Origin of the sequence: Alkalispirillum mobile (assembly GCF_003664325.1) — a bacterium.
In the GTDB taxonomy this organism is placed as follows: domain Bacteria; phylum Pseudomonadota; class Gammaproteobacteria; order Nitrococcales; family Halorhodospiraceae; genus Alkalilimnicola; species Alkalilimnicola mobilis.
The window spans coordinates 245,456-267,042 of sequence record NZ_RCDA01000003.1 but is presented as its reverse complement, the minus strand read 5'-3'; the positions used below and the strand labels follow the sequence as shown (position 1 = coordinate 267,042).

Here is a 21,587-nt window from a genome sequence, read left to right as displayed (position 1 = left end):
TCCGGCGCACCCTACTAATTCTTGCCCTTCTCGGGAAATTGAACCAATACCGCAAAAAATTAACTTCGCCCACGCTGTTTTGACCATCACTTCACTTCTTTATTTTCCGCGTAAAATCTAAATAAGGACTCAGCATGTCGGACTGTCCCAAGCCAAGCGCCCTCCTGTTCTCTGGGCACAATCAACGCTCGGTGGTTGCGCTAGCTAGATATCTAAAAAACAATGACATAGATGTATGCATTGCCTCCTCCGGAAGTGATGACCCCATATATCATACCGACTATTCAGACTTGGTAGTATATGAAAGGGAGAGCAAAAAAGTAACAGTAGAACTATTCAATATTATTTCACGACGGACAAATGGCCGTCCGCTTATTTACATCCCGACAACGGAATACATAAATACCTTTGTGTTGAGAAATAGGCCAGCAGTCGAAAAGTCTGGCGTACGAATTTTACTATGCGATAGGGCAACATACGAAGAGGTAACAGGAAAACAAAGTTCTCAGCGTTTAATGTGTGATTCCGGACCGCTTTCAACACCTAGAATGTTAAACTGGGATCAATGCATTACTCCGTGTGTCATAAAACCTAAACAGAACATCTCAAGCGGGCAAGCACTCTACCCGATAATTTGCACAGACAAAGAAACTCTTGCCGACACTTTAAGGACCATAAAAAAGTCGGAATACTTTGTACAAGAATACATAACCGGAACGAGTTATTATTTATGCGGTTACCTAGCCACAAACGGTGCGTTTGACGGATATTGGCAACGCAATATCGCGCAGCAAGTAGGAGGAAAGTCGATTGTATTTGCAGAGTCTTGTAGCAATCCAGGAATCGAAACTAACGCCGTAACAAAAAAACTATCTTGCGCCGGCTTCCAAGGCCCATTCATGGTTGAAATAATAAAGAGCGGGCCGACCCCGTATTACATAGAAATAAACCCCAGATTTTGGGGTCCTCTTCAGCTAGGAATCGATTACTACCCCAGCTTTCTTGACGGATTTTTAGCCGATTATTTCGGCAAACAAAGGACTTCGGGCGGTAACAAGACTCCCGGCGACCATAAGACGTATGCGTGGTTCGCAGGGGCTACCAATTTCGATATAGTCGCACTGAATGACTTCAAGTTACCTCAATACAAGGAATTTAAAAAGCACGATGTTTATAACCGGCCTGACACAATTAGGCTCCATGGCAAAATCTAGCACCATTACTCCTGAACTCTATCGGCTTGAGGAGTTACCATCTGAGAATGAGATCATGAGCACTTGGCGAACCAGCCAGGTGCTTGTGAGCATCTCATGTACGTGCTATAACCACTCGCGGTACATCACGTCCGCGTTGAATAGCTTTATTCTTCAAAAGACGGCTTTCGCTTTTGAGGTGATTGTTCATGATGACGCCTCGACTGACGGCTCTCCGGATATTATTGCTAGATACCAGGCGAGATATCCAAACATAATAAAGCCCATTTACCAGACGGAAAACCAATACAGCCAGGGACGGAAGTCGTCGATCATTGCATTTCGAAAGGCCACAGGGAAGTATATTGCTCTCTGTGAAGGTGACGACTTCTGGATTGACAGAAATAAGCTCCAACTTCAAGCGGAAAACATGGAACGAATGCCGTTCTGCGACTTAAGCTTCCACTCCGCAGTATGGCATTATGAGGATGGGAGAAAAAGAAACTTTGTCTACGCTCAGAGGGCAGGCACCAATAAGGTATTTGACATTAAAGCCATGATTTTGGGCAAAGGCCAGTTTTGCCCCACTGCCTCTTTGATGTTCAAAAGGCAACTAATTCTCGACCTCCCGGAATGGTACTACAGAACCTCAATGGGAGATCACTACCTTCAGGTTTTAGGTGCTCGCCGGGGAGGCGCCTTATACATCAACCGATGCATGTCTGCGTATCGAAACGGCGTGCCTGGATCATGGACAAAAAGAAAACAAACGAGCCTGAGGTTCCGATATGACTTCGCTTTATTAAGAAATCTTCAATCAATTGACGAGCTCGATCAATATTTAGGGTATCGCTACACTACCGCTTTAAGGGCAGTAAAAAAATCCCGGCTGTCAACCTTTCAAAGGGAACTGAAGAAATTCGACGCACCTCCTGTGTCGAAAATAAAATACCAGAAGGCAATAAAAATTTTAAAGAAAAATGAATTTAATATTTCGGATCAGCCCGACCCTGACACTATCACCTTGACAGCCACGGACTTCTATTCCTACTACTCAATAAAGTTTAGGGAAAATATTGGTCGCGCTGTCCGGAAACTATGGAGGGTAAAAAAAAGAGCGGCGCCGGTCGCAAAAAGATTTATTTCGGCAGTAAATAGAGACCATAGGAAAAGCTTATCTGCTTCAGCTGCCGGGAAGCAAACAAATTTTACGCCTTATACCGTGAAGTACGTACACGTACACTCCGTTCTTAGGGACGACAAGTGTCACGTGCCTCAAACGTTAACCAATCGTAAGAACGGAGGGACAGATAGGCTCCACGTACCTATCCCATCAGCCCAAACTCTTACACTTGACTGCGACGTTAAGGTGAACGCGGCCTTTAAAATGGACGAAACAAGCATCACTTTCAAAGGCTGCGTGCTTTACAAGGTAACGAATCAGGTCGTGCGCCCTCCTCACGCCATAATGATCACTTTCGGGGAACGGGAGCTACTATCTATTCCTCTTCGGTACCGGAGGAGAAAAGCCACCAGCGAAATAAGAATTCATTTGGATCATTTGCCCGGGGCAGTTTCGACCTTATCATCACTACGAGTATCCCTGTACCCGGAAGCAGACTGGATTGCGCTAACCGAAGAGTCTGATGGGGAAGCCGCGGTAAGGAAATGATCCATTCTCGGACTTTATAGCCGATGACGACCCCTGCGCTACTAAAACAGGAAGGTGGCCCTAATTGCGTATCGTACTTCTTCATTTCATAAAGCATTCAATAAAGCCCGTTTTCATATACAGGAGCTTATGGCTTGCAGCTGTGCATCATTTCGCGATAGCAGCGGAATCTATAGGCTGGCATCGCCTTTCATATTTATTGTTTTTGTTGCTTGAGAGAAGGGCAACGGCGCTTTCCACCTCTAACCGAATATCTGCGTTCAAAATAAAACAATTTGTTGAGTTTCATCGGGCAAAAAATGAATGGTTAGGCAATACTAATAGGGTGGGATCTCCCGATCCGTTGTTTCGGTGTCAGGTGAAGGAACAGAATTTTCTGACTCGTCCTCCCAACAGGTTCGCAGGGCGGTACTCGTTGGAGTTCACTCATCTTGGCTTACGTTTGGATGGCTTCTTGTCGAACGAAGCAGTTGGGAGCCAGAACGTGGCGCTGTGGCTAGATAATCAATACATCAGAAGTCTACCACTATATTATCGAAAGTGGGCGCCCCCTTTCTTCCATTACCACATAAAACGCGAGGTAATCGCGCGGTTTCCACAAAGTAGTCAATTGTCTATCTCTACTATGGAAGGCAAGCATTTGCGCTTCCGCAAATCATCCGCGGCGAAAGTGGAGGTTCCACACGGCGATAGTACAATTTTCGATTATCTGTCGTCCGCTTCCGGGATCGATAAAAAGGGATTTCTTTCTCTGGCACCGGATACGATTGAGGCCCGGCAGCAGCGGTACTTAAAAATTTATGCTCGGGCGCAAAAATATTTTTCTCAATCCTTTGGTTCACCGTTGTTCCTTATGTACGGCACTCTATTAGGTCATATCCGAGAAGGCGACTTTATTCAATCTGACGATGATTTTGATGCAGGATACCTGTCCCATAAGCGCACCGCTGCGGATGTGAAACGTGAAACGATGCATTTGGTTGTTGATCTTGTCTTGGCAGGTTTCACATGCAGCTTCAATCGGAACGGCCGCCTATTCCGTCTCCGGCTTAAGGACGACAAGCCAGACGTTCATTTGGACGTGCGACCTGTTTGGTATGAGAACGGGTACATTTGGGCGCACAAACAGGCCTGTCTGCCGCTGGAAATATCGGATTTTGAGCCAGTGAGGACGGAGATCCTGCGCGGGGTTGAGGTGGACGTTCCGAAGAACGCTGAGCGCGTTCTGGCAGCCTACTACGGCGAAGGCTGGAAGGTGCCAGACCCCAGCTATTCCAATGCGTCACAAAAAGTGCCTCGCTTCGTTACACGGAAACTTAAATCGGTTTGCATCACGCCAGCCGATTACCAGGAGATGCAGGCGCAGATCGACGCCAGGCGCCCAGATTATCCGGAGGCGGGTAAGCTCATCGCAACCGGGCTGTACCCACTGTATCCTCTGGAGGATTACGAGGCGAATTGTGAGTGGTAAAGCTCGCCTGAGCCCCGGCAAGAGCTATCGGCTGCTTCACTACCTGAACCGCCAGCACAGCAAACCCGAACGGCTGCTAATGGCCGCAGCCGGTTATACAAGTTGTCTTGCGGTCACCGGCTCGCCCACTCTAGCCTGCCAGCTCTGGTGCGAGTTCCGGGAGGACAATTTCAAAGATGGGTTACGTCGTGCTCACTGGTATGCCACGCGAGGCTGGCCAGGCCTTGGTCCGTCTGAGAGTGATCCATTTTTCTGCTTCAGTGATGGCCTGTCACTGAAGGAAAGCCGGGCTATGGCTGACTGGGTGGGTGGCCGAGCAGACCGTCTACCCCCGTTGGAGGCGGCGACGGCCCGGCTTACCGCAAAGGCCCAGGTAGTGCATCAAGCCACACTGGCCGACAATCAGCCGCTTGCGGCGCAGACGCTGGCCGAGTTCCAAGACGAGGCAGACCGCCTTCTTGCGAGCCTTCAGGCCAAGCGTGCCGACACAGCATCGCGCATGGAGGCGGAAAATCAAGAGCGTGGTGTATCTGACCAGGAGCAGCCGGCGGACTTTGCCCGAGAGGACGCTGAGGCAGCACTTCACGATGTAGCCCAGTTGTTGCCCCTGGAGCAATGGGGTTGGACGGCACTTTCCGGTACGTTCCTTGGTATCTTCCGAGAAGGGGACTTTCTCCCCCACGACTTCGATATCGACCTCGGACTGCCTGCAGAACGCACGGATCTGACCAGGCTCACGCAACTGCTGGAGGCGTCGCCCCTGTTCGAGTCTGTGCGCGCCGACCATCAATATCGACTCCACTGCACCCCTGAGGGGCTCCGCGTCGATGTCCTGCCCGTGCTCGTGAAAGCTGTCCATTGCAATGGTATCGCCGTGGATTTCTCCCTGCTTTATGACGAGGGGGGAATCTGGTGGCATGGCTCGATGATGCACCGTTGGGACCACACCCCGCAGGAGCTGGTTGCGTATGAACTCCGTGGTGTGCGTATTCTGGGGCCCCGCGATGGGGACCGTTACCTGACGGAAGGCTATGGGGACTGGCGAACGCCGGTAAGGTCTTTTAATTGCTCGAGTGGCCGCCATAACCTCGTGGTGGTGCAGAACCTGCTGGGCGTCTGCCTTTTCTTGAAACGTTTGGTTTGGCACCTATCGAACGCTGATGCGAATGGTTACGATGCGGTGCTGGCACAGATGCTGAGGCAGTCCCTACTCACAGAAGTGGGAGCGGGGGCGCCTCGATTTAATCGGCATTGGTTTGATAGCTGCCCCCAACAGAGGGCCGGAGGTGATCAACATGGCGACTGAACTGGACGCCTTTCGCGAAAAATTTCAGGTTGACGCTTTATCTGTAGCTGGAACCGAGCACTGGGTACTGTCAGTGCGGCCTCAACAGCTAACGCTTGGCTCCATGGTACTGAGTACACGCGCTAACGTGCTGGACTTTGCCAGCCTTTCAGAGGCGCAGTCGCGAGATATGGCGCATCTTTTTGGTGAAGCGGAACGTCGGGTGAAGACTCTATTCGGAGCTGCGCGCATCAACGCCCTCTGCCTGATGATGCGCGACCCGCTGTTGCATTTTCATATCTTCCCTCGCTACGAAAATAAGGTCGCTTTTGCAGGCCAGGACTGGATCGACGCCGATTGGCCAAAGCCCCCTCAGATACGGCCGGTTGATGAAGACCCCGAGATCAACCGCGCCCTCCGCGATGCTCTTCGCGGCGGCGTAGGGAGCTGACTTTTGTCAGACCGAAGCTTTCTGCCCTTCGCCCGCCCGGAGATCAACGGGGAGGAGATCAACGAGGTCGTAGCCACACTTCAGTCGGGCTGGGTAACAACCGGCCCGCGCACCCGAGCGTTTGAAGAGCGCTTCGCCGACTATCTCGCCAGGGGCAAAACGGGTGAGGCCGAAGCGCAACCGCTGCACTGCGTAGCTGTTAATTCCGCCACGGCGGGGCTGCACCTGGCCCTGGAGGCATTGGGCATTGGCCCCGATGACGAGGTCATTGTGCCCAACTACACGTTCACCGCGACGGCCGAGGTGGTGCGCTATCTGGGCGCAACACCGGTGCTGGTGGATGTGGAAGAACACACTTTCAACATCGACCCGGCCTGCGTGGAATCGGCGATTACGGAGCGCACCCGAGCCATCATGCCGGTGCACTTCTCTGGGTTGGCCTGTGACATGACAACATTACAGGCCTTGGCAAAGCGTCATGACCTCGCTTTGGTAGAGGATGCCGCCCATGCCCTGCCCACCACCTGGCAGGGCCGCATGGTCGGTACGTTGGGTTCGGCGGCCTGCGTGTTCAGCTTTTACGCCAACAAGACGATGACCACCGGTGAGGGTGGCATGCTGGTCACCAATGATGCGGACCTGGCGGCCCGAGCCCGCACCATGCGGCTGCATGGCATCAGCAAGGATGTATTCGATCGCTACCACTCCGACACGCCGGACTGGTATTACGAAGTGGTGGCGCCGGGGTTCAAGTACAACATGACGGATATTGCGGCGGCGCTGGGTCTGCATCAGTTAAAGCGCCTGCCCCAATTCCACGCCCGTCGGGAAGACCTGGCCCGGCGCTACGACGAGGCCCTGGCCGATTTGCCCCTCCGGCTGCCGGCCGCCGCGCCGGCGGGCGACATCCAGGCCCGGCACCTGTACCCGGTGCGCCTGCTGCCAGAGGCGGGCGTGGGTCGCGATGAATTCATCGAGGCCATGGCGGCCCGGGGGATCGGCTGTTCCGTGCATTTCATCCCGCTGCATCGGCACCCTTACTGGCAGGCCTGCTGCGGTGTTTCCGAGGCGGATTTCCCAGTCTCTGAGGCGCTGTTCCAGCAAGAGGTCTCGCTGCCGCTTTACACGGCGATGTCCGACGCTGACCTGGAACGGGTGGTGACTGCCGTACGTGATGTGCTCAAGCGGGCATGCTGAAGCGGGGCTTTGATGTCGTTGCAGCGGCGCTGGGCCTGTTGCTGCTGATGCCGCTGCTGTTGGGCATCGCCCTGTGGATCAAACTCGACTCGCCCGGGCCGGTGTTTTTTCGCCAGGTGCGGGTGGGCCGCCACGGCAAGCCGTTCCGCATCTTCAAGTTCCGCACCATGCGGCCCGCGAGTGAGGCGGCCGGTAAGCTGACCGTGGGTGAGGACGCACGGATCACCCACTCTGGCCGGCTCCTGCGGCGCTACAAGCTCGATGAGCTACCACAGCTGCTGGATGTGCTGCGGGGCACTATGAGCCTGGTGGGCCCGCGCCCCGAGGTACCCGAGTACGTGGCGTACTACCAGGCCGATGTCAAAGAGGTCGTGCTATCGGTGCGCCCGGGCCTGACCGACTACGCCGCGCTTGAGATGCTGGATGAAAACACGATTTTGGCGCGGTATTCGGACCCGCATCAGGCCTACGTTGATGTGGTGTTGCCACAGAAGTTGGCGTGGTACCAAGAGTACGTGGCGAGACAATCCCTGAAAGAGGACATCCGCATTATCCTGCGCACGCTCTATCGGCTGGCCAGCAGCCGCTAGGCCCCTCCCCTTCTACCCTCTCTCCGACATGCTGCCGAAGGACCGATCAATCGGGCAGGCGCTATTACTACCCCCACCCACCAATGGCAGCCAGTCCTCAAACTCCTCAGAATCAGCCTTCGCCAGTCCGCGCGTAATCACGTCACTGCCCGGCCCGATCGCTTCGTAACCCTCCACCGCCTCGGCCAATGCGCTTCGTGCTTTCTGGCAGTCGAAGGTGTCGCAGGCGTCGCGCAGTGCTTGCAGCAGCTCGTGCAGGGTCGATGAGGACAGGTGATCTTCTCGAGCACGCATGATCATCGCGTGCTCGGTCCCCATCACGACATCACCCAGCAGCAATTCTTCATACAGTTTTTCCCCGGGCCGCAACCCGGTGAACCGGATGGCGATTTCCCCGTCGGGGTGCTGTTCGGTCTGCTCGTCATAGCCGGAGAGGTGAATCATCCGCCGGGCCAGGTCCAAGATGCGCACCGGCTCGCCCATGTCCAACACAAAGACCTCGCCACCCTTGGCCATCGACCCGGCCTGAAGAACCAGCGATGCCGCCTCCGGGATGGTCATGAAATAGCGGGTGACCTCGGGGTGGGTGACCGTGACCGGCCCCCCTTGGCGAATCTGCTCCCGGAAGAGCGGCACCACGGAACCCGAGGAGCCAAGCACATTGCCGAACCGGACCATGGAGAAGCGGGTCCTCATATCCGGCTGGCGGGCCAGCCCTTGTAAGACCAGTTCGGCCAGGCGCTTGGTGGCCCCCATAACATTGGTGGGTCGCACGGCCTTGTCGGTGCTGATGAGCACGAAGTGTTGCACCCCGGCCTGAGCCGCGGCGCCCGCGGTGTTCAAGGTGCCGAAGACGTTATTCCGCACGCCTTCCAGGACGTTACCCTCCACCAGGGGGACGTGCTTGTAGGCGGCGGCGTGGTAGACCGTATCAACGGAGAATACCCGCATGATCGCCTCCATGCGGGCACCATCGACCACATCGCCCAAGGCGGCCTGTAGTTCGACCCGGTGCTCGTCCCCGGCCATTTGCGCCTTCAACTCCCGCTCAATCCGGTACAGCGCGAACTCAGAGCGTTCCAGCAGGACGAGGCGTTTCGGGCCGAGCCGCAGGATCTGGCGGCACAGCTCCGAGCCGATGGAGCCACCGGCGCCGGTAACCATCACCGACTTGTCGGCTATGCAGTGCGCTAGAAGGTCTTCACGGGGGCCAACCGAATCGCGACCCAGCAGGTCTTCGATTTCCACCTCCCGCACTTCATCCAGCTTGGCGCGCTTGGAGACCAGATCGGCGAGGCTCGGCATGGTGAGGATGTGCGCACGCAGCGGCTCCAGCCATTCGACGATTTCGCGCCGGCGGGCACGGGATAGCCTCGGCATGGCCAGCAACACATGCCCAAGCTTGTGGCGCTTGATAAGGCGGGGTAGGTCTTCGGGCTGTTTGACGGGCAAACCGGCGATGATCATGCCCTGTTTCGCCGGGTCGTCGTCGACAAAGGCAACCGGGTGGTACTCGTGCCCGCTGGCGAGGCTGGTGGCCAGTTGAATGCCCCCTGCCCCGGAGCCGTAGATGGCAACGGGCTTTTTATCCTTCTTGCGCTTTACGACAGATTGGAACCAGGCGCGGACGATGAACCGAGACCCACCCACCATCAGCAAGGCAACCAACCAGTAGATGAAGATGGTCGCACGCGGTATGGCGTCCAGACGGCCGAGGGTGACGGCTGCGGCAAAAACCAAAGCCGATACAGTGACGCCCTTGACCACAGCCATGACGGCCTGCGGCCCCATGTACCGCACCACGGCACGGTAGAGCCCGAAGAGGGTAAAAATGGGCAGCGTAAAAAGCGGAATGAGAACCAGCAGCCAGGCGTGCTCGATAAGCACGGCGGGATCCGGCTTCCCCAAGCGGAGCGAGAACGCCGCCCATACCGCGATCGGCAACATGGCGGCATCGGTTGACACCATGATCAGCCGCTTTGCGGGCCGGGGCAGTTTGAGCAGACGCTGCTGAATGTTCACAACCTCTCCCGGAATACACCGTAAGTGTTGGTAGAGCCCAGAGAAATCCACCACAGGGCGATTGCCGTATAATGTTACGCCGATATGGCAGGGAACGCCAGATGGTGCGGCGCAGCAACTCATTGGCTACCCAACAAACACACGAGCCCCGGTATTCAACAAGGCGGAGCCAATGAAACCACTGTCCGTAGTGCTCCGTAAAATGGCCAGGCACCGACATGGTTGGCTAGCCGCCCTTGCGGTTTTACTGCTCTGTCCGGGTCTGCCAGCAGCCGCTCAGGGCGCGCCGACCGAGCGTGAGCCACTCCAACTGGCGTCGGTTCACGCCGCGATCGCCTATCTCGACACCGGCGAGCAAGTCGTCAGCAAACGGGCGGATATCCCGGTGCCCATCGCTTCTCTGACCAAGTTGATGACAGCATTGGTGGTGGTCGAGTCCGGCGAACCCCTGGATGAGTGGCTGACTATCGTGCCGCGCCAGCACTTCGTCGGGAAAAACGCCTTTTCGCGGATGCGCGTGGACTCGCGGTTGCCACGAGGAGAGTTGGTGCGATTGGCATTGATGTCGTCGGAGAACCTGGCCACCTATGTGCTGGCCCACCATCACCCCGGGGGCCGGGCAGCACTCATTGCGGCGATGAACGCCAGGGCCGCCGAGTTGGGGATGGCGCAGACCCGGTTTGTCGATAGCAGCGGGCTGTCGGTGGAGAATGTCTCCACTGCGTCCGACCTGCTGAAACTTGCGGCAGCCGCGAACGAGCACGAAGTGATTCGCGAGTATTCCACGACACACCTACATACCGCGCACTTCCGTGCCCCTCGCTATACCAAGGGCTACGCCAATACGAACCCGCTGGTCGTCCATTCCAAGTGGGATGTGCACCTGAGCAAGACGGGGTATCTGGTGGAGGCCGGCCGCTGCCTGTTGATGGTTGCGCAGATGGAGGGCCGGCCAGTGGCGCTGGTGTTTCTGAACTCACAGGGCAGGCGTACCCCGCTGGGGGACGCAGGACGCTTTCGGCGTTGGCTGGCCGATGGAAAGGGCGGCAGCATCGCGGCGGCCGCGCAGGCCTACGAACACGAGGTGGGCGCTCGGTTGGATGAAGGCGGTAATCGTCTAGACTGAGGCAAGTGACCTGCCGTCACAGTCGCAAGGAGCAAACATGGGCCAGGCACTCTCCCGATTTGACGAAGACCTCCGCCAGCTCGCCCGCTTTGTGGAGGAGTCGGAATCCACCGAGCGCGGGCTGGCACGGCTGGCGGAGCTGGTCAGCCACGCCATGGCCTGCCGGCACTGCTCGATCATGCTGATCAAGCACGACCCGGATAACGGTGAACCGAAACTGCGGGTGCAGGCGCACCACGGCGATCTGCCCGAAGCCGCCTACGAGGAGGCGCAGGGCCTGGGCAGCGGAATCGCCGGCCAGGTGGCCAGTTCCGGCAAGCCACTGTTGATCTCGGACCTGCCCGACTCGGAGTACGCCCCCCTGGCGAAGCGGCCGGAGGCGAAAGGCCCCGACAGCATTTCCGTGCCCATCGTGCTGGAGGATGAGGTGGTGGGCGTGATCAATGTGGACAGCCCGGAGGGCACGCGGCGGCTGGGCGAGGACGATTTGCGCATGGCATCCATCCTCGCCCTCGTGGTGGCCAAGTCACTGCACATCCAGCGCCTGCGAGGTCTGCTGAAGACCCACTTCATCAAGCTGGCACTGGCCCGGGCCAAGTCCGAGGGCAACGGCCCCGTGACCCATGCCCCGGACAAGGTCGCCAAGCTGATGGCGCGCACGCTCTACCAGGAGATGGACAAGGCGGGCTTCTCCCGCGACCACATTCTGACGGCGGCCACGGAGATCATCGGGCAGGTCAGCGAGGCAATGGAGGCGCGTTAAGACCAATAGCTCTGGCGGGCAATTCAATCTTCCCAGACATCTTCAGCCCTGATGGAGCGCGTCTGACCAGCCTTAAGGTCTTTCAGGCGCTGCTCCGCCAAACAGATGTCCTCCAACTCGCTCAGGTTTTGCTCAATGAGCTGAAGAATGAGATCTGCTTTGCTTCGGCCAGTGACCTTCGCCAAGCCCACCAGCCGCTCTTCCACATCCGGTTTTAAGTCTATCCTCGTCGACATCGCATTCACCCCAAAACACGCAGCGTATGCTGGGCGATCATCAGCTCCTCGTTGGTCGGGATCACGTAGACCGGCACCTGGCTGTCGGCGGTGGTGATACAGCCCGCGTTGCGGGCGTTGGCCTCGGGGTCGAGGGTGATGCCCAGCCAGGCCAACCGCTCGCAAATCGCGGCGCGCACCGGGGCGGCGTTCTCGCCGATGCCGGCGGTGAAGACGAAGGCGTCCAGGCCGCCCAGGGCGGCGGTCAGGCTGCCCGCCTCGCGCACGGCTCGGTAGACGTAATACTCCACCGCCTCGGCGGCCTCCTGCCGGTCGCTCTCCAGTAGCTGGCGCATGTCGGCGCTGATGCCGGACAGGCCCAGCAGCCCGGAGCGGCGGTAGAGCAGGTCTTCAATACCGGCGGCGTCCATACCCTCGTTCTGCAGCAGGTAGAGGATGACGCCGGGGTCGATGTTGCCGCAGCGCTGCCCCATGGGCAGGCCGTCCAGTGCGGTGAATCCCATGGTGCTGGCCACGCTCTGCCCGTCGTGCAGGGCGCACATGCTGGCGCCGTTGCCCAGGTGGGCGACGATGGTGCGCCCCTCGGCGGCGCGCCGGTCGTGCTCCGGCAGCACGGAGGCAATGTACTCGTAGGACAGGCCGTGGAAGCCGTAGCGGAGCACACCCTTGTTCTCGTACTGGCGCGGCAGCGCGAAGCGCTGCGCCACGCGGGGCTGCTGGCGGTGGACGGCGGTGTCGAAGCAGGCCACCTGCGGCATGTGCGGGCGCACCCGGGCCACGGCGTGAATGGCGCGCAGGTTGTGGGGCTGGTGCAGCGGCGCCAGCTCCCGGAAACGTTCCAGCTCGTGCAGGCAGGAGTGGGTGATGCGCACCGGCCGGCTGAACTCCGGCCCGCCATGCACCACCCGGTGGCCGGCACCGACCAGCTCGTGCCCCTCCAGCCGCTCCTCCAGCCAGTTCAGGGCCCGGTCCAGGGCCTCGTCATGCCCGTCGGACTCCGGCAGCTCCTCGTGCAGCAGCCGCTCGCCCCGGTTGTCCCTGATCTGCAGCGAGCCGATGCTCGCCCCCAGCCCGTCAGCCTGCCCGCGGTAGCGCGGAGTGGGCACGCCGTCGGCCACGGTGTAGAGGGCGAACTTGATGCTGGAAGAGCCTGCATTGATGACGAGCAGGGCCTGGGTCATGGGGTGTCTCCGTGTTGCAATTCGGCCGCGGTCGCGCCGGCCGGCGCGACCGCATTTTGCGTAAAGGAAGGCATTACAGGTGGGCCAGGCCCTTGCGTTTGCGCTCGGCTACCAGCAGGGCGATGGCGCAGGAGGCCAGGCGGGCCACCACGTCGTCGGCACGGCTGGTGAGTACGATCGGCACCCGCGCCCCGAGCACAATGCCGGCGGCCTCGGCGTCGGCCAGGTAGTAGAGCTGCTTGGCCACCATGTTGCCCGACTCCAGGTCCGGCACCAGCAGGATGTCCGCCTGCCCCGCCACGGCCGAGCGGATGCCCTTGGTGCGGGCGGCCGACGGGGAGATGGCGTTATCGAAGGCCAACGGCCCGTCCAGCAGACCACCGTGGATCTGCCCGCGGTCGGCCATCTTGCACAGGGCAGCGGCATCCAGCGTGGACTGCATGTCCGGGTTGACCGACTCGGTGGCCGACAGGATGGCCGCCTTGGGCTCGGGAATGGCGAGCGCGTGGGCCAGTTCGATGGCGTTCTGCAGGATATCGCGCTTGGCCATCAGCCCCGGGTGGATGTTGATGGCCGCATCGGTGACCAGCAGCGGTCGCGGGTAGGTGGGCACGTCCATGCAGTAGACGTGGCTCACGCGCCGCTCGGTGCGCAGACCGTCCCGGCGCACCACCGCCCCCATCAGCTCGTCGGTGTGCAGCGAGCCCTTCATCAGGGCCTCCACCTCACGCGCCTTGGCCATCTGCACGCCCTTCTCGGCGGACTGGTGGCTGTGCTCCGTGGGCACCAGCTTGAACTGCGAGATATCCAGGTCGGCCGCCTCGGCGGTCTCGCGGATGCGCTGCTCGGGGCCAACCAGGATGGGCACCAGCAGGTTGTGCTCGGCGGCCCGCACCACGCCCTCCAGCGACAGGGCGTCCACCGGGTGGATCACGGCCGTGGGGCTGGGCGCCAGGTCTTCGGCCATGTCCAGCAGGCGCTTGAGCTGGCGGCGCTGCCGGCCCTTGGCCTGCAAGTCGGCCTCGCTGGGGCTGGTGTTGGTGTGCTCGCGGCTCAGCTTCTCGGTGGGCGCGCGGACAACGTAGATACCGCGCAGCACGTCGTCGCCGTGCTCGTTGACGCACTGGCAGTCGAGCATCACCTGCCGGTCGCCCTGCTTCTCGTGCACCCGCACGGTCACGGTGACGTTCTCGCCGATGCTGACCGGGCGCAGGTGGGTCAGGTGCTGGTCCACGAACTCCGTGCCCGGCCCCGGCAACTCCGTGGTGACCAGCGTGGCCACCAGCCCGGCGCCCCACATGCCGTTGACGATGGCCTTGTGGTAGAGGTCGCTGCGGGCGGCGTCGGCGTCCATGTGCTCGGGGTTCAGCCAGGCAGAGCCGCCGGAGAACAGCCGCAGGTCGTCCATGGTCAGTCGGCGGGTGAGCGTGGCCTCGTCGCCGACCTGCAATTCATCGTAGGTGTGGTTTTCGATCTGGCTCATGGTGTTCAGCCCTTGACGTGGTAGCCGCCATCGACGGGGATGATGTTGCCGGTCATGGTGCGCGCCCGGTCGCTGACCAGCAGGCTGGCCAGGGCCGCCACGTCCGCCGGCTCGGCCAGGCGGCGCAGGGGGGACTGGCTGCGGGCGGTGTCCAGCAACTGGTCAAAGCCGGCCAGGCCGGAGGCGGCGCGGGTGGCGATTGGCCCCGGCGACAGGCCGTGCACGCGGATGCCCTGCTCGCCCAGTTCGTCCGCCAGGTAGCGCACGCTGGCCTCAAGCGCCGCCTTGGCCGGGCCCATGAGCTGGTAGCCGGGGATGACCTTCTCGGCGCCGTAGTAGCTCATGGTCAGCAGGGTGCCGCCATCGCGCATCAGGGGTTCGGCCAGGCGCGCCATGCGGATGAAGGAGTGGCAGGAGACGTCCATGGCGGTGAGAAAACCCTCCAGGGACGAATCGGTCAGCCGGCCGTGCAGGTCCTTCAACGGCGCAAAGGCGATGGAGTGGACCACGAAGTCCAGCCGCCCCCACTGCTGCTCTATGGCCTCGAACACGGCCTCGAGCTCGCCCTCGTGCTGCACGTTGCAGGGCATGACCAGCGGCGATTCCAGCGCGTCGGCCAGTGGCCGTACGTGCTTCTCCGCCTTTTCGTTCAGGTAGGTGACGGCCAGTTCCGCCCCCAGGTCGCGAAAGGCCTGACCACAGTGGTAGGCAATGCTCTGGTCGTTGGCGATGCCGACGATCAGGCCCTTCTTGCCCTCGAGGGATAGCAACGGCTGCGTCATAAAGGCGTTCTCCTGTCTGGTTTCAGTCCATTAGGACGTATTTGCCGGGGGCGTTGCGCTGCGGCCGGTAGCCGCGGGCGTCCGCCCCCATTTGAGGCGGTTTGACCTTGTTGCCGGAGTGGCGGGCCAGCCACCTGTGCCATTCCGGCCACCAGGAGCCCTTCTTGCTGGGCACCTCGGCGATGAAATCGTCCGGCGCCATGTAGGGGTCACGCACCTTGCGACAGTGCACCTGGTAGGTGCGGCGCGGATGCCCGGGCGGGGTGACGATGCCGGCGTTGTGCCCCCCGGTGGTCAGCGCGAAGGTGACGTCGGTGCGGGCCAGTCGGTTGATCTTGTAGACCGACTTCCAGGGCGCGATGTGGTCCTTGGTCGTCCCCACCGCGAAGATCGGCACGCGAATATCCCACGGGTGGATCGGCTGGCCGTCCACGTCGTAGCGCTCCTCCACGAAGTCATTGTTGAGGAAGAGCTGGCGCAGGTATTCACTGTGCATGCGGTAGGGCAACCGGGTGGCATCGGCGTTCCAGGCCATCAGGTCGATCATCTCGCCGCGCTCGCCCATCAGGTACTCGCGGACCATGCGCGACCAGACCAGATCCTTGGAGCGGAGCAACTGGAAGGCCCCGGCCATCTGGTCGGAGCTGAGCACCCCCGAGTGCCACATCATGTCCTCGAGGAAGGTCACCTGGCTGTCATCGATGAACAGATCCAGCTCGCCGGGCTCGGTGAAGTCCGTCTGCGCGGCAAACAGGGTAATGCTCGCGAGCCGGTCGTCCCCGTCCCGCGCCATGGCAGCGGCGGCCAGCATCAGCAGCGTGCCGCCCAGGCAGTAGCCGGTGGCGTGCACCTTCTGTTCCGGCACGATGGTGTTGACTGCCCGCAGCGCCGCCATGATCCCAAGCCGGCGGTAGGCCGCCATGCCAAGCTCGGCGTCCTCCGCGGTGGGGTTCTTCCACGAGATCATGAACACGGTGTGGCCCTGGTTGACCAGGTACTCCACCAGCGATTTGCCGGGCCGCAGGTCCAGGATGTAGTACTTCATGATCCAGGCCGGGACGATGAGCACCGGTTCCGGATGCACCCGCTCGGTGGTGGGCTCGTACTGGATCAGCTCGATCAGGCGGTTACTGTAGACCACCTTGCCGGGGGTGATGGCCAGGTTTTCCCCGACCTGCCAGTTGTCCATCCCCGCCGGCGGCTGTTTCTGGATGCGGCGGGAAGCGTCATCAAACCAGTTGCGCATGCCGCGGTAGAGGTTGGTGCCCCCTTCCCGAGCGGTCTGCTCCAGCAGTTCCGGGTTGGTCCACAGGTAGTTGGCCGGCGAGAGGATATCGAGGATCTGCCGGCCGACGAAGTTGACCACGTCCTCGTGGTGGGTCTCTACCCCGCGCACATCCTTGGTGGCCACGTGCCACCACTGCTGGGTCAGCAGGAAGCTCTGGTAGTAGAGATTGAACGGCCAGCGCTGCCACTCCGGCGCCGTGAAACGGCTGTCACCGGGCAACGGCTCGATGCAGGGGGTATGCCCCTCGCCCCCGTTGGCCGCGCATCGCATGGCGTAGAGGCTGAGCCGGGTCGCCTTGCGCCAGGCCTTCTCCACCAGCTCGACCTGGCGCCCGGGGGAGATGCTCATGTGTATGGCCCAGTCGGCGTAGGCCAGCCCCAGGGCCGCCGGCGAGAGCCCTCCGGTGATCCGGCCCATGCTGGCGTGCATCAGCCGGTCGAAGGGGTGTGCGCCACGTCCGGTATCACTGGATTCAACCACTTCGCGTGTCATGGTGCCGCCTCCTGTTCCGCCTGTCCGCCAGTGTAGTGGCACGGCGAAGCCATGCCCGCGGCCGGGTATTCAAGGGACAGGATGTTGCAGTGCAGCGCGTTATGCAAGTGGCGGTGCGGTTACGGATTGTCGCGATCACCGCCGGCCCGGTCCACCACCTGGACCGGGAAGGGGTCGGTGACGCTGCCGGCGTAAAGGGTGCGGTGGGGGAAGGGGATCTCTATGCCCTCGCGGTCGAAGGCCTCCTTGATCTCGATCTGGAGACTGTTGCGCATCTCCAGAAAGTTCTCGCGCTGCGCCCAGACGTTGAACTGCAGGTTGAGCGCCGAGTCGCCGAAGCCCAGGAACAGAAACTGGGGCTTGGGCTCTTCCAGACAGAGCGGGTTGGCGGTGGCCACCTCGTCCAGCACCTTGCGGACGCGCTTGATGTCCTCCTTGTAGGCCACGCCGATCTGCAGGTCGAGCCGCCGGATCGGGAAGCGCGACAGGTTGGTCATCTCGGTCTTGATCAACGTCTCGTTGGGCAGGCGCACGAAGAGGTTGTCGAACGTGCGCAGCTTTACGGAGAGCAGGTCAATGGAGACCACCTCGCCCACCGTGGTGCCGACACGGATGGTATCCCCCACCGAAAATGGCCGCTCCCAGACCAGGAAGAGCCCGCTGATGAGGTTGGACGCGGAGGTCTGCGAGGCGAAGCCGATGGCCACCGAGATGATGCCGGCAGCGCCCAGTAGCACGCCAAGCTTGAAGCCCATCTGGTGCAGGGCCGAAGTGAAGGCGAGCAGCAGGATGCCGTAGAAGATGACCCGGCGCAGGAGCAGCCCCATGTGCCGGTCCAGGTGCGTGGCGGGCACGCGACCGACCAGGTTGGCGAGGATGCGCCCGATGAGGAAGCCGCCCACCAGGATGAGGGCGGCCTGGATCAGGTTGCCCCCGGGACCGGCGGTGAAAAACTGGGCAATGGTGCTGAACCAGGTGTCCATCAGCTCCTCAGCAGGTCGGTGAAGGCTCGGAAGACGGTGTGCTGCCGCCCGGAGTGGCGGGCGGAGCTCAGCCGGGTGGCACCGCCACACTCCCTGGGCGGCTGGTCCTTGAAACGCAGCTCGGCCAGATCACCATCCTCGCGCCGGACCAGGCTGACCTCGGGCGTCCACAGGTGGGCATCGGCGTCACCGTAGAGGGGCAGCCAGGGCATGGGGACGTTCAACCGGTCCAGCACCAGCGGGTCATCGGCCTGGTTGCGAATCTGTACCGGGGTAATGATGCGCGAGGGTGAGCGCACCTGCTCCGACAGGGCGAGTCGAAACCGGCTGCGGGTGGCGTAGCAGATCTCGCCTTCCATGTTGTTGGGACCGAACCAGGTGTCAGAGAGCCGGTAGCTGGGCTGCTCGAGCATCAGGTGGTGCTGCTCGCCCAGCGTCACTCTGACCCAGACCGGTGTGGACACGTACACCCGCACTGACTCGTGCCCCGGCACCGACAGGGGGCTGACCGGGCGGGAGACCACGGAACGGTCCGCGGTGCGCAACTCCAGGTGCACCCGGGCTTCTGGGGTGGCGAGGACCACCCGCTGCAGCTTATCCCCGTCCGGGACCAGGGCCGGGTCGTCGCTGTAATCCAGTTCGAAACGCTCCAGCCACGGGTCCGGGTCCTGCTCGCGGAGCAAGCGCCATTCGTTGTGGCCGTGGTGAACACGCAGGCGCATGGGGCCGACAGCCCACACCCGGGTGAAGCCCTCGGCGATCTGGAAATCGCCGTACCAGCGAAGGGTGGGATTGTCTTTACCGCCCTCCGGGCTCATGGCATAACCTGCCCTTGCAGTCGTACCGGGTACAGGCCGTCGGCATTCCGCTGCCCAGTCATCTCCAAGGCCTGGGGCAACGCGTCGTCAGCCATCTCGCGGGCACCCAGGTGCCCTTCCATCTGCCAGCGCATGTTTGGGTCTATCGACACGGTTGCCTCCAGGCGCAATGGGCCACCATGATCCTGTAACTGCCCCTCGATCTGCCCGTCTGCACCGGCGAAATCACCGGAAAGGTCCCCCAGCGCCATGGCCATCGGCGCATCCACGGCCGCGTCGTGCCAGGCCATGCGGGCATCCAGGTGCCGGAGTTGGCCTTCCGGGGTGAGCGCCGCCTCCCGAACCTCGCCCCGAAAGGTACCACCAAGGGCCACCGGCCCCATAGCACCCTCGCCCAGGCGCTCGGCAAGTGTCGCCCCGTCCAGTTCCACCCGCACATCACGCAAGGTGGCGCCGGACGGATTGAGCCAGGCCTGTCCGTGGACGCGGCCCCCCTCGTCGTTCAAGCGGAAGGCCAGGCCCATCTCTCCGCGCAGCAGGCGTGCCGGGGTAACGGACCAGGCCAGTTCGTCTGCCTCCCAGCCCTGCCAAGCCGGCGAGTTGATGGCACCCGACCAGATGGAGCCGGTCACGGTGCCCCATTCCGCGCCCGGGGGCAGCCAACCCTGGCGCTCGGACATCGCCAACGCCATGCCCGCAGGCCAGTGCCAGACCAGAAAGAAGGCCCACGCGGCCAGCGCCACGAGTGCCCAACCGCCATAGCCCAGGACTCGTCGGATCATGAGCCGGCCTCCAGGGTAAGTCGGGCGTTAATGCGCCCCGGAGTGTCCAGCGGGTCAACGCTGAGCGCATGCACCTGCACCCCGTTCTCGGACAGGCTGTCCAGCCAGCGCAACATCTGGTCAAAATCGGCCCGCTCCAGCCAGACACGGACCCGCGCATCGCCATCCGGCTGGATGCGGTCCACCCGCTCCGCCAGGCTGAAGCTGTTCGCGCTGCGGTCGACCCGCCCGAGCAGCGAGCCCTGATCCGCGGGCGCCGCCTCGCTGGGGCCACCCCCGGCCTGCCGGATGCGCTCTGCCGATTGCGCCATCCAGACCTTTTCCGCCCGCGCTTCGGCCACGTCAGTCCGCAGGCTTTCAGCACGGTCGGAGAGCGGTAACCAGACACCGCCCCACAGCAGGAGGGCTGCCGTTATAACAGCGCCCGCCGACAGGATTCGCTGCTCCCGCTGCTCCAGCCCTTGCCAGAATGCCCGGACCCGCTGTTTCATGACTCGCCTCCCTGCACCGTCACCCGGCTGGCCACGCGATCACCCCGGCTGGACGCGGAGTGGATCTGCACGCGCCAATCACCCTGCTCTTGGATGGCTTCGCGCAGGGCTTCCAGGGCCTGCACGCCGGCGGCATCCAGCTCCAGTTCCAGCCGCTGCTGGCGGAAGGCCAGGCTTTGCAGGCGCGGCGCATCATCGCCCACCAGGGTGGGGGCCACGACGCTGAGCAGGGCCGTGAAGGTATCGTCTGTGCCTCGCGGGCCGTCGTCGTCGGTGTCGGATGCCAGGTCCGCCAACGCCCGCTGCATCTGCACCCGCGGGTTCACCACCCGGCTGTCGGGGAAGGCGCTGCGATACAACTCCACGGTCTCTGCCCGCAACGCCTGCTCAGTCTGCTCCAGGTCGCGCACCTCGGCGTACAGCAGCAGAAACTGCAGCCCTACCCAGGCCAGGCCCAGGCCGGCGACGGCCCGCCATGGGCGCAGCCGGCGAAGCCATTGCTCTCGACCACTGAACGGTCCCTGCAGCAGGTTGATGGCCTGGCCGGGAGCAAACGCCGAGGCCAGCGCGGGCAGGTGACATGGCTTGTCCGCCTCCTGAGAGAACCGCACGCTATCGGGCAGCGTGGCCTTCAGTCGGGCGAGTTGATCGGCCGAGGCCCCAACCGGGTGGACGGTCAGGCACTCCGGCAGGTCCTTTTCTGCCTCGACCTCGGCCACCAGCCGGGGCAGCGCGACGGGCCATATGGCGGCATCCAAGGCCAGGGCGCAACCCGGGCCCATACTGAGCCAACCGCTCTCGGCATCGAGCAACAGACGCCAGTGCTGGGGTTCCGAGGCCAGGACCAGTTCCAGCGGGGTCACCACCCGCGGCTCCAGTTGGTGGCGCCGCGCCCACTCCACCCAAGCCGCCATGCGTTGGCTGTCGATCACGGCCGCGGCGTGCCGGCCCTGCTCATCGACGCCACCGAGGGCAAAATGCAGCTCGTCCGGGTCGGCCGCCAGGTGCTCCTCCAATACCCAGGGCAGCGCCTGGCGGGCCTTTTGACGGTTGCGGGTGGGTAATGTGGCCCGGTGCACCGTCACCTCTCCGGGAGGCAGTAGCAACCACGGTTGGGCACCGGACGGCAGCCGCTGGGCGAGCTCATCCGGCGGCGTTTCGTCCTGGTCGTGGACATGCCCATCGGTGTCCGCCAGGCACCAGGCCACGGCGAGATCGTCTCGCGGCGCCTGGGGGGTCATAAGGAGATAAAGGCTCATCTGTGCATCATCTGTCTGGTCC

General features: G+C 61.6%; 20 protein-coding genes. 9 read left to right on the top strand and 11 right to left on the bottom strand.

The genetic code is table 11. From position 1 onward, the window contains the following. Positions 1 to 134: 134 nt before the first annotated feature. The 7 genes from DFR31_RS13810 (at position 135) to DFR31_RS11160 (ending at position 7,859) form a co-directional block, all read left to right on the top strand. Positions 135 to 1,214, top strand: a complete 1,080-nt coding sequence (locus DFR31_RS13810; protein ID WP_147436976.1) for an ATP-grasp domain-containing protein — start codon at positions 135 to 137, stop codon at positions 1,212 to 1,214. Continuing rightward, positions 1,168 to 2,865, top strand: coding sequence for a glycosyltransferase family 2 protein (locus DFR31_RS11185; RefSeq protein ID WP_170153674.1), 1,698 nt, complete (start codon positions 1,168 to 1,170; stop codon positions 2,863 to 2,865). Before DFR31_RS13810 ends, DFR31_RS11185 begins: the two co-directional genes overlap by 47 nt. A 484-nt stretch (positions 2,866 to 3,349) precedes the next feature. After that, the gene (locus DFR31_RS11180) at positions 3,350 to 4,336 is read left to right on the top strand and encodes a LicD family protein (RefSeq protein WP_245971171.1); all 987 of its coding nucleotides are present in this window, start codon (positions 3,350 to 3,352) and stop codon (positions 4,334 to 4,336) included. Then, positions 4,326 to 5,642 (top strand): LicD family protein, encoded by a 1,317-nt coding sequence (locus tag DFR31_RS11175; RefSeq protein ID WP_147436975.1) that lies wholly within the window; start codon positions 4,326 to 4,328, stop codon positions 5,640 to 5,642. Before DFR31_RS11180 ends, DFR31_RS11175 begins: the two co-directional genes overlap by 11 nt. Then, positions 5,632 to 6,072, top strand: a complete 441-nt coding sequence (locus DFR31_RS11170) for an HIT family protein (protein WP_121442764.1) — start codon at positions 5,632 to 5,634, stop codon at positions 6,070 to 6,072. The genes DFR31_RS11175 and DFR31_RS11170 overlap by 11 nt, the downstream gene beginning before the upstream one ends. A 3-nt stretch (positions 6,073 to 6,075) precedes the next feature. Beyond that, the gene (locus DFR31_RS11165; RefSeq protein ID WP_121442763.1) at positions 6,076 to 7,269 is read left to right on the top strand and encodes a DegT/DnrJ/EryC1/StrS family aminotransferase; all 1,194 of its coding nucleotides are present in this window, start codon (positions 6,076 to 6,078) and stop codon (positions 7,267 to 7,269) included. After that, positions 7,263 to 7,859 (top strand): sugar transferase, encoded by a 597-nt coding sequence (locus tag DFR31_RS11160; protein WP_121442762.1) that lies wholly within the window; start codon positions 7,263 to 7,265, stop codon positions 7,857 to 7,859. The genes DFR31_RS11165 and DFR31_RS11160 overlap by 7 nt, the downstream gene beginning before the upstream one ends. A gap of 12 nt (positions 7,860 to 7,871) precedes the next feature. On the opposite strand, the gene DFR31_RS11155 is transcribed toward DFR31_RS11160, so the two are convergent. Further along, positions 7,872 to 9,827: a polysaccharide biosynthesis protein gene (locus tag DFR31_RS11155; RefSeq protein WP_170153679.1), complete on the bottom strand. Its 1,956-nt coding sequence runs from the start codon at positions 9,825 to 9,827 to the stop codon at positions 7,872 to 7,874. Positions 9,828 to 10,053: 226 nt separating this feature from the next. On the opposite strand from DFR31_RS11155, the gene pbpG reads away from it, so the two are divergent. Both pbpG and DFR31_RS11145 read left to right on the top strand, forming a co-directional pair. Continuing rightward, the gene (gene pbpG / locus DFR31_RS11150) at positions 10,054 to 11,007 is read left to right on the top strand and encodes a D-alanyl-D-alanine endopeptidase (RefSeq protein ID WP_211328294.1); all 954 of its coding nucleotides are present in this window, start codon (positions 10,054 to 10,056) and stop codon (positions 11,005 to 11,007) included. A 37-nt stretch (positions 11,008 to 11,044) separates the two neighbouring features. After that, positions 11,045 to 11,770 (top strand): GAF domain-containing protein, encoded by a 726-nt coding sequence (locus DFR31_RS11145; RefSeq protein ID WP_121442759.1) that lies wholly within the window; start codon positions 11,045 to 11,047, stop codon positions 11,768 to 11,770. Positions 11,771 to 11,793: 23 nt separating this feature from the next. Here DFR31_RS11145 and relB read toward each other — a convergent pair whose 3' ends face one another. The 10 genes from relB to gspL form a co-directional block, all read right to left on the bottom strand. Then, entirely contained in the window at positions 11,794 to 12,006 is a 213-nt protein-coding gene (gene relB, locus DFR31_RS11140; RefSeq protein ID WP_121442758.1) for a type II toxin-antitoxin system RelB family antitoxin, read from the bottom strand. Between the two features lie 5 nt (positions 12,007 to 12,011). Beyond that, the gene (locus DFR31_RS11135; RefSeq protein WP_121442757.1) at positions 12,012 to 13,187 is read right to left on the bottom strand and encodes an acetate/propionate family kinase; all 1,176 of its coding nucleotides are present in this window, start codon (positions 13,185 to 13,187) and stop codon (positions 12,012 to 12,014) included. Between the two features lie 73 nt (positions 13,188 to 13,260). Then, entirely contained in the window at positions 13,261 to 14,670 is a 1,410-nt protein-coding gene (locus DFR31_RS11130) for a bifunctional enoyl-CoA hydratase/phosphate acetyltransferase (RefSeq protein ID WP_121442756.1), read from the bottom strand. Between the two features lie 5 nt (positions 14,671 to 14,675). Further along, positions 14,676 to 15,452, bottom strand: a complete 777-nt coding sequence (gene fabI, locus DFR31_RS11125) for an enoyl-ACP reductase FabI (RefSeq protein ID WP_121442755.1) — start codon at positions 15,450 to 15,452, stop codon at positions 14,676 to 14,678. 22 nt (positions 15,453 to 15,474) lie between these two features. Continuing rightward, entirely contained in the window at positions 15,475 to 17,232 is a 1,758-nt protein-coding gene (locus DFR31_RS11120; RefSeq protein ID WP_121442754.1) for a PHA/PHB synthase family protein, read from the bottom strand. A 119-nt stretch (positions 17,233 to 17,351) separates the two neighbouring features. Then, entirely contained in the window at positions 17,352 to 18,215 is an 864-nt protein-coding gene (locus DFR31_RS11115) for a mechanosensitive ion channel family protein (protein ID WP_121442753.1), read from the bottom strand. Beyond that, positions 18,215 to 19,033 carry a hypothetical protein gene (locus DFR31_RS11110; protein ID WP_121442752.1) on the bottom strand — a complete coding sequence of 273 codons (819 nt, stop codon included), beginning with the start codon at positions 19,031 to 19,033 and terminating at the stop codon, positions 18,215 to 18,217. Before DFR31_RS11110 ends, DFR31_RS11115 begins: the two co-directional genes overlap by 1 nt. After that, positions 19,030 to 19,815 carry a type II secretion system protein N gene (locus DFR31_RS11105; protein WP_121442751.1) on the bottom strand — a complete coding sequence of 262 codons (786 nt, stop codon included), beginning with the start codon at positions 19,813 to 19,815 and terminating at the stop codon, positions 19,030 to 19,032. Before DFR31_RS11105 ends, DFR31_RS11110 begins: the two co-directional genes overlap by 4 nt. Continuing rightward, positions 19,812 to 20,306 (bottom strand): type II secretion system protein GspM, encoded by a 495-nt coding sequence (gspM, locus tag DFR31_RS11100; protein ID WP_121442750.1) that lies wholly within the window; start codon positions 20,304 to 20,306, stop codon positions 19,812 to 19,814. Before gspM ends, DFR31_RS11105 begins: the two co-directional genes overlap by 4 nt. Continuing rightward, positions 20,303 to 21,565 carry a type II secretion system protein GspL gene (gene gspL, locus DFR31_RS11095; protein ID WP_121442749.1) on the bottom strand — a complete coding sequence of 421 codons (1,263 nt, stop codon included), beginning with the start codon at positions 21,563 to 21,565 and terminating at the stop codon, positions 20,303 to 20,305. Before gspL ends, gspM begins: the two co-directional genes overlap by 4 nt. Between the last annotated feature and the right edge of the window lie 22 nt (positions 21,566 to 21,587).

Excerpts from the sequence above, each read along its gene's own strand:
- DFR31_RS11160 (WP_121442762.1), top strand. The coding sequence starts at position 7,263 with ATGCTGAAGCGGGGCTTTGATGTCGTTGCAGCGGCGCTGGGCCTGTTG.
- DFR31_RS11120 (WP_121442754.1), bottom strand. The coding sequence starts at position 17,232 with ATGACACGCGAAGTGGTTGAATCCAGTGATACCGGACGTGGCGCACAC.
- DFR31_RS11185 (WP_170153674.1), top strand. The coding sequence starts at position 1,168 with ATGTTTATAACCGGCCTGACACAATTAGGCTCCATGGCAAAATCTAGC.
- pbpG (WP_211328294.1), top strand. The coding sequence starts at position 10,054 with ATGAAACCACTGTCCGTAGTGCTCCGTAAAATGGCCAGGCACCGACAT.
- DFR31_RS11115 (WP_121442753.1), bottom strand. The coding sequence starts at position 18,215 with ATGGACACCTGGTTCAGCACCATTGCCCAGTTTTTCACCGCCGGTCCC.
- fabI (WP_121442755.1), bottom strand. The coding sequence starts at position 15,452 with ATGACGCAGCCGTTGCTATCCCTCGAGGGCAAGAAGGGCCTGATCGTC.
- gspM (WP_121442750.1), bottom strand. The coding sequence starts at position 20,306 with ATGAAACAGCGGGTCCGGGCATTCTGGCAAGGGCTGGAGCAGCGGGAG.
- DFR31_RS11130 (WP_121442756.1), bottom strand. The coding sequence starts at position 14,670 with ATGAGCCAGATCGAAAACCACACCTACGATGAATTGCAGGTCGGCGAC.
- DFR31_RS11110 (WP_121442752.1), bottom strand. The coding sequence starts at position 19,033 with ATGAGCCCGGAGGGCGGTAAAGACAATCCCACCCTTCGCTGGTACGGC.
- DFR31_RS11145 (WP_121442759.1), top strand. The coding sequence starts at position 11,045 with ATGGGCCAGGCACTCTCCCGATTTGACGAAGACCTCCGCCAGCTCGCC.
- DFR31_RS13810 (WP_147436976.1), top strand. The coding sequence starts at position 135 with ATGTCGGACTGTCCCAAGCCAAGCGCCCTCCTGTTCTCTGGGCACAAT.
- gspL (WP_121442749.1), bottom strand. The coding sequence starts at position 21,565 with ATGAGCCTTTATCTCCTTATGACCCCCCAGGCGCCGCGAGACGATCTC.
- DFR31_RS11155 (WP_170153679.1), bottom strand. The coding sequence starts at position 9,827 with ATGGTGTCAACCGATGCCGCCATGTTGCCGATCGCGGTATGGGCGGCG.
- DFR31_RS11105 (WP_121442751.1), bottom strand. The coding sequence starts at position 19,815 with ATGATCCGACGAGTCCTGGGCTATGGCGGTTGGGCACTCGTGGCGCTG.
- DFR31_RS11135 (WP_121442757.1), bottom strand. The coding sequence starts at position 13,187 with ATGACCCAGGCCCTGCTCGTCATCAATGCAGGCTCTTCCAGCATCAAG.
- DFR31_RS11170 (WP_121442764.1), top strand. The coding sequence starts at position 5,632 with ATGGCGACTGAACTGGACGCCTTTCGCGAAAAATTTCAGGTTGACGCT.
- relB (WP_121442758.1), bottom strand. The coding sequence starts at position 12,006 with ATGTCGACGAGGATAGACTTAAAACCGGATGTGGAAGAGCGGCTGGTG.